Origin of the sequence: Flavobacterium daemonense (genome assembly GCF_007341385.1) — a bacterium.
Classification (GTDB): Bacteria; Bacteroidota; Bacteroidia; order Flavobacteriales; family Flavobacteriaceae; genus Flavobacterium; species Flavobacterium daemonense.
This window is the reverse complement of the sequence record NZ_VJYD01000028.1, coordinates 1-6,900: the sequence shown is the minus strand read 5'-3', so window position 1 is coordinate 6,900 and position 6,900 is coordinate 1. Positions and strand designations below refer to the sequence as shown.

General features: G+C 31.3%; 6 protein-coding genes. 2 read left to right on the top strand and 4 right to left on the bottom strand.

Annotated features, from left to right (window positions below):
* Window positions 1-127: 127 nt before the first annotated feature.
* Window positions 128-1,108, bottom strand: a complete 981-nt coding sequence (locus FND99_RS20075) for a helix-turn-helix domain-containing protein (protein WP_144339708.1) — start codon at window positions 1,106-1,108, stop codon at window positions 128-130.
* 451 nt (window positions 1,109-1,559) lie between these two features.
* On the opposite strand from FND99_RS20075, the gene FND99_RS20070 reads away from it, so the two are divergent.
* Complete coding sequence (locus FND99_RS20070; protein WP_144339707.1) at window positions 1,560-2,000, top strand: hypothetical protein; 441 nt, start codon at window positions 1,560-1,562, stop codon at window positions 1,998-2,000.
* A gap of 16 nt (window positions 2,001-2,016) precedes the next feature.
* Window positions 2,017-2,541 (top strand): helix-turn-helix domain-containing protein, encoded by a 525-nt coding sequence (locus FND99_RS20065; protein ID WP_144339706.1) that lies wholly within the window; start codon window positions 2,017-2,019, stop codon window positions 2,539-2,541.
* A 56-nt stretch (window positions 2,542-2,597) separates the two neighbouring features.
* On the opposite strand, the gene FND99_RS20060 is transcribed toward FND99_RS20065, so the two are convergent.
* From FND99_RS20060 to FND99_RS20050, 3 genes are all read right to left on the bottom strand, one after another.
* Entirely contained in the window at window positions 2,598-3,626 is a 1,029-nt protein-coding gene (locus tag FND99_RS20060) for a helix-turn-helix domain-containing protein (RefSeq protein ID WP_144339705.1), read from the bottom strand.
* A gap of 298 nt (window positions 3,627-3,924) precedes the next feature.
* Window positions 3,925-4,779: an outer membrane beta-barrel protein gene (locus FND99_RS20055; protein WP_162615582.1), complete on the bottom strand. Its 855-nt coding sequence runs from the start codon at window positions 4,777-4,779 to the stop codon at window positions 3,925-3,927.
* A 28-nt stretch (window positions 4,780-4,807) separates the two neighbouring features.
* The coding region (locus FND99_RS20050) for an MBG domain-containing protein (RefSeq protein ID WP_144339703.1) at window positions 4,808-6,900 on the bottom strand (2,093 nt) is incomplete at its 5' end.

Below are 6,900 nucleotides of genomic sequence, written 5' to 3'. Positions count from 1 at the left end.
TAGGTGGTCATTTTGAATTGGAATCAGGTGGTCACTTTAAATTGGAATTGGGTGGTCAATATCACTGGAATTTGCAGTGTACCAATCAACCCTATGAGAGTAATGATGTTTTAATTCTACCATATATTTATAATTGAAGAGAATATGTTTTTGGCAATATCCCAAATTGCTTTTTAAATTTAGAAGAGAAGACTGAGCTTGTAGAAAAGTTTAATTTCCAAGAAATTTCTTCAACTGTCAGTTCTTTTGTTTCCAAAAGTTCTTTTGCTCTAAAAAGTTTATTGTTTAAAAAAAAGGTATATGGGGTGTAACCTGTAATTTTTCTGAAGAAGTTTTTAAACTTTGTTTCAGACATGCCTACTTCGCTTGCTAGATATTCTATTCCTGGAAAACGATTCTCCAAATTTTGTATCAAAAAACGTTGTGATTGAATAATATTGAACAAATCTGACTCATTGAATTGTTTTCTGATTGTTTCGTTTTTGTCAATTTTACTTAAATAATCAGACAACAAAATATTGACTGTCCCTATCATAGAAAGATCAAAAAGGATATCACCTTTTTTTTGTTTTCTTAAATCATCAAGAACCCTAAAACATTCGTTGCTCATTCTATCCCATTCTGTTAGATTTTTCTCAGCTGGGTATAAAATTTTATGGATTCTTTCACTGTATAATTTGTTCTTTTGTGAAAATAATAGTAATTGTTCCTTTTTAATAAAAATGCAGAAAACAAAAACTTCACTCCCTTTTCTTATATCAAACTGAAAATCTGATGAACTATCAATTAATGACAAGTTATAAGACCAAGAACCAATAGGATCTGAATTTCCCCCGCAGGTTAATTCGTTTTCGGATTTTGAAAGATTATAAAAAAGGGCAATAAAATCGTCTTTCAAATTTTTTTGAATCAAACATAAATCAATATGATATTTTACATCGACATAAAAAGCTACAATTCCCTCACCGCATGACAGATAATATTTTTCTCCTGTATGTATTTCGTCAGGAACTATTATTGAATTCCCTGTAACTTTGCCTCCGAATTGTTTCGCATATGAATCAACCCAATCTAAGTCGGCACCAAAATGTTGGATTACTTTTTTCATCGATAGTCGCAAAAAATTATATTAAATTATGGTCTCTTTTTATTGCATAAAAAACAAAATGCAATTTTTAATCCTATCCTAAATTATTATTACTCAGATAGACAAATTCTTTCTAAACATTAATTTGATACGGCAAAATTAAGTCAAGAGCGATGCTTAGTACATTTAAATTGAGTCGTAAAAACATTAAAATAAGACCAAAGTGGAATATCAGACCTCTATGAGGCTTGCAAGTGTTTTATTACAAATAGGTATTGAAAGTTTTGTCTTACAAAATAAAAATATTTAGTATAATGGATACTTTTATAAAATGATCACTACTATTTATAATTATTTGCTCAAAAATTAAATATGAATAAAAAACGTTATAACAAAATGAATAACATTCACTATTTCAACACATTACAGTTATATTATTTTATTGTATCTTTATATAGCAAATCATTTACATATGAAAATTGTTCAACATTCATTTGGAGCAGATCTTGACTGGGCAGCAACATATGCTGAACAATTAGGCGGGAAAATTGTAGGTAATTTTATAATAGTTCCTGAAGAAATACATACAGGTGTAAGATATATTGCAGATTGTGGTGAGGATGCTATTGTTTTATATATCAATGTCAAATACAATACTGACTTACAATTTGTACAAAAAAATTTAAAAGATGATTTTATTGGCTTCTACTATGATTTAACTGAAAACAAAGCAGAAAACGCCAATCACATTTTTCAAGGCATAGAACGATTTGGATACAATTTATCTATTATCGACGGTGCATTTGAAAGAACCTATAAAGTTAAAAAAGGAAGTTCAACATTCGTTATATGTGTTTTTATAAAGAAGCTTAAGATAAAACAGTACGCAAAAAAAAAATACCGCTTTTCATGAAAACATAGACAAAATAATGGATGCAAATAAAAATGTATTCATTAAGTTTGATAGAATTTCTTTAAAAAGCAACCTTGTTTTAAAAGAGCTGCAAAATGATTTAGTTACTGATAGCACTTTTAATTTAAGACTTATTGCTTCAGTTCATTTATTAATTTCAGATTATTTGTCTCAAATGATCAATGACACAATTGTAATTGAAAAAGTGAATTACACAGACTTAATGAATATTATAACTATACAAAACTTTTTGTTTGATACTGTCGAAGATTTTTTTCCATCAATTTCTGTTCTTGCCTCTAAAGCACATATGTCTGAAACAAAATTTAAAAAATTATTTCTTAAAATTACTGGAATTACACCGAATGCTTTTTTTACGAATACCAAATTTTTTAGAGCCAAAGAACTTCTTTTAGAAAAAAATTACACTATTTCTGAAGTAGCCGAAAAATTAAATTTTGGAAGTTACTCGTATTTCATTTCAACATTTAAAAAACATTATGGCATATCTCCCTTGACTTTGGTAAAAAAGCATAATTAGTTTTTATTAAATTTTAAAATAATTTTGAGAATTAATAAGATTGTTTCTCTTTTATATTATTGCTTACTTTTTTTTACAAAATCTTGCAATGGTTTTCGGCTAAAAAAATTAAAATAAAGTGTTGAAAAATGACTCAACTGAGAGTAATTTAACTCTTGAATTATTTCAGTTAATGTGGTGTACTCTCCGCTTTGCATTTTTTTTTGGGCCAAGCTCATTTTTTCCTCATGAAAGAATTTTTGTGAAGTCTTTTTAAAATGTTTTTTAAATAACGTTTTAAATTTCGTTTCAGACATGCATGCAATTTGAGCTAGCATTTGTATTGATGGGAATGAATTATAAAGATTATCCAATATAAATTGTTCCGCTTTTAATATACCGTCGATGTCTTTGCTTGCAATTTCTTTTTTGGATTTTTTTGCTAGTTTAAGCAAGACATTAGAGACTAGCCGAAGAGAAAGTCCTTTTAAATTTACGTCATACGATGGATCTTCAATTGAAGTTTCTTTCAACTTAGTGAGTAATAACAAACTGTCACCGTCAATATCAACAACGCATTTTTTTTGCTTTCCAAATCCTATTCTTTTTTCTATCAATTTCTTAGAAGGATTGTTTTCTATTAATTCATTCATTAAAAGCTCATCAATAAATAAACGCAATGCAAATACTCTTTTGCCAGTTGCTGGCTCAAAATGATAATTCCCCTGATTCTTAAATATAGAAAGCCCCGTTTTGAGGTTGTTTCCAATTTTGTAAGTCGTATTATAGTAATGCATTTCATTTTCCTGATCACTTAAATCAAAATGCACTACATACCGATTCGTATCATCTTCAATACGATTAATTTTCAATTGAGATGATAATACAAAATCCATAACGATTACGGCAATACCAGGCGTGACCTGAATAAAAAACGTATGACCTTTTCCTAAAGATTCTGGAAAAATTATCATTTTCTCGTCTAAAAATGTTCCGTTTAGAGATTCGGCCATTTTTTGCTGCCATTCTGGCGTAACACAATAAAATTGATGCTTCTTATACATTCCCCTTATTTTTTGTTCAACAGTTATTGCTGCTAAAAACAAAAGAAAACGTAGAGCATATCAATCTAATTTTATCTGTAACAGTAACTTAAAGGTAATAAATTCTTACTAAATAATCACACAATTAGTTAATTAAAAGATTTAAAACCAATAAATTAACAGCCAAAACAACATATAAATTCAAACAGATAAGCAGAATTTATAATTATACAATTTTGTTAAAAGAAAATGGCACGATGGATTACAGCGCGTTTAATTAAAATGAAAACGGTGTTACTTCATAATGAAATAACACCGTTTTCTTTTAGATAATATTTTTTAATGTTCTACATGATATTAATTACTTTGCTTTTCCTTTTGGTTTTGCAAGCATTGAAAATCCTAATTTAATTTGAATTCCTGCAGCAAAATAATTACTTTTCTGTACAATCATTTTATTTCCCGAAACACCATTTGCTTGTGTGTTTTCAATTCCGTTTGGGTTATACGGAACAATATTGGAATTTTCAGTGTTTTTAACTAAATCTGAAAATCCATAGTCAGCAAAAACTCCGGTGTATAATTGCATTTTTTCTTTTAGCTTAAAACTTATTCCGGTTTCTAAACTCGCTAAAAAAGTAGTTTTCAGATTAACTGAGGTTTTATCCTGCCAATTGCTTACCGTTCCAAATCCGTGTGAAGGAAGATCATCAACCACAAGATCTGCATCTGGATAATAACCTGATAACTGTAATTCATTGGCAGAAGCTTTTATATTTTGTTTTCCCGAAAATAAAACTTTTCCTCCAATACCCGCATACCATTGAGATTGCTTTGAAATTGAGGCTCTGTATTGTAAAAGAACTGGAACTGCAAAGGAAACAAAATGCTGTTTTTCTTGATAATTTTTTGGAGTTACTCTATATTCAAATGCCGACATTTGATCATCTACTTCATTCGAAGTAATCATTGTTCCTTCATTTAATTTAAAGCTGTTTTGATTGTAAAGAATGTCAACACCGGTATTGATTCCCCAATGATTATTTAAGAAAAATGTGTACCCTACTCCTACACCTCCACCAAATTTAATATCACCATTTCCTAAAGAACTTTCGTAAAGAATTCCAGATTGCCCTCCACTAACTTTGACTGTAACTTCTTGTGCTTGAATAGAACTATATAATAAAAATGCTCCTATTGCTATTTTAAATTTCATTTTCATTGATTTATTATTAAAACTCATTTTAGTTTACCAACATATTAATTGTTTTATGCTCACCATTTGATAACGTAAGTACTACGACATAAACAGCAGTTTGCGACGGTGCTAAAATTTGGTTCTGAGCTTTTACATTAGAAACCGTTTGAACTACTTTTCCAGTAATATCAAAGATGGTTATAACAGCTCCTTTAAGCTGTGTTTCACTAAAATTACATTCTAAGATAAATTCACTTGAAGCTTTTACAGGATTCGGAAATATTTTAATGTTTTGTGCAAATGTTTCCCCGGTAATTTGATACAAACAAGATTTAATTGCGTTTCCATTTTTATCGATTGCAACAACATAGTAAGTTCCTTTTAATGCTTGATTTTCATCAAAATACTGTCTCGTTGCGCCCGAAACTGCAATCCCGTTTTTATACCATTGCCAAGAAACAAAATCTTTATCTTTATTGTCAAAGAACAGAACATTAGACCAATGTTGTGTTATTAATCCCCCTTGTGTCACTTCTATAGATTTAACGATTGTAGTTGCTGGATTATAGTTTTGATTCCCATTTTGAAATGCTGTAATTGACGTATTTCCTGAATTTTTAATCGCTAAATCAGAACCTGAAACGACAGCAATATTTGTTTTCGCAACCTCATAAGTTATTGGCAATCCACTATTTGAAACAGCGTTTAATGAGAGCGTATTTTCACTATCACAGCCAAATTCTAAATCTTGATTCCAAGTAATTATTTGATCTGCTTTTGTGATTTCAAAAACGGCACTTTCAAAAACAATTTTGTAATTGTTACCAGCATTAATTGTTCCTGCGGTAATGTTATATTTCCCAACATTTTCGCCTGCTTCTCTTGATAGAGATCCAGTCATAATCGCATTTGTATCTCCATTTGCAAGTCCTGAAACCGAATAATTAAAAATTGGGTCCGTTGTTCCAAATACTTTTTTATGTTCAGCCGAAGCAGTAATATAAAGCGTGTACTTATCTGTTGTAAAACTAATTTCATTTCCATACACAACAAATCCGTTGCTGTTTATGGCATAAGCTCTTACATAATAAGTTGTATTGCCTTTTAAGTTTGCAAGAGTTGATGAAATTGATCCCAATGAAGTCCCAGTACTAATTTTAGTATCAGCAATTGTTGGGTTAGAATTAAGCGCATAAACAAAACCGGTTTCAGTCAAACATTTTCCATCATTATTTTCTGAAGAAATAGTCCCAGAAACAAACGCTCCAGAAACAGTTAAATTTGATGCCGCTATTGTATTTACTTCAAAAGAAGCAGGTTCTTCAATCACAAATGTTTTTGTAACGGAACACAAATTTGAATCTGAAATTGTTACTGTATAAGTTCCAGCTGTAAGTCCGTTTGCAGTAGCATCGTTTCCAACCTTTGATGACCATAAATAGGTATATGACCCTGTTCCGCCAATTGTATTTATTGAAGCGCTTCCATCATTTCCTTTGTAGCAAGAAACATTTGTTTGTGAAATTGTTGCAACTAGCGCATCTGGTTCAGTGATTGTGAAATTTTGTGTTGTTGTACAAGAATTTGCATCTGTAACGGTTACAGTGTGAGTTCCTGCGGCAAGTCCTGTAGCTGTCGCCGAAGTTCCGCCTGACGGAGACCAAGAATAAGTATAAGCTCCTGTTCCTCCCGTAACTCCAACTGTCGCTGATCCTGTTTTGTCGCCATGACAAGCAATATTTGTCTGAGAATCTACTGATGCTACTAAAGCATCTGGTTCTGTGATTGTGAAATTTTGTGTTGTAGTACACAAATTTGCATCGGTTACAGTTACCGTGTAAATCCCTGCGCCAAGTCCTGTTGCTGTTGCTGAACTTCCGCCAGATGGAGACCAAGAATAAGAATATGCTCCAGTTCCGCCTGTAACGCCAACTGTCGCCGATCCTGTTTTGTCACCATGACAAGCAATATTTGTCTGAGAATCTGCAGTTGCCACTAAAGCATCTGGTTCTGTGATTGTGAAATTCTGTGTTGTTGTACACGAATTTGCATCGGTTATAGATACCGTGTAAATCCCTGCGCCAAGTCCTGTGGCTGTCGCCGAAGTTCCGCCTGACGGAGACCAAGAATAAGAATATG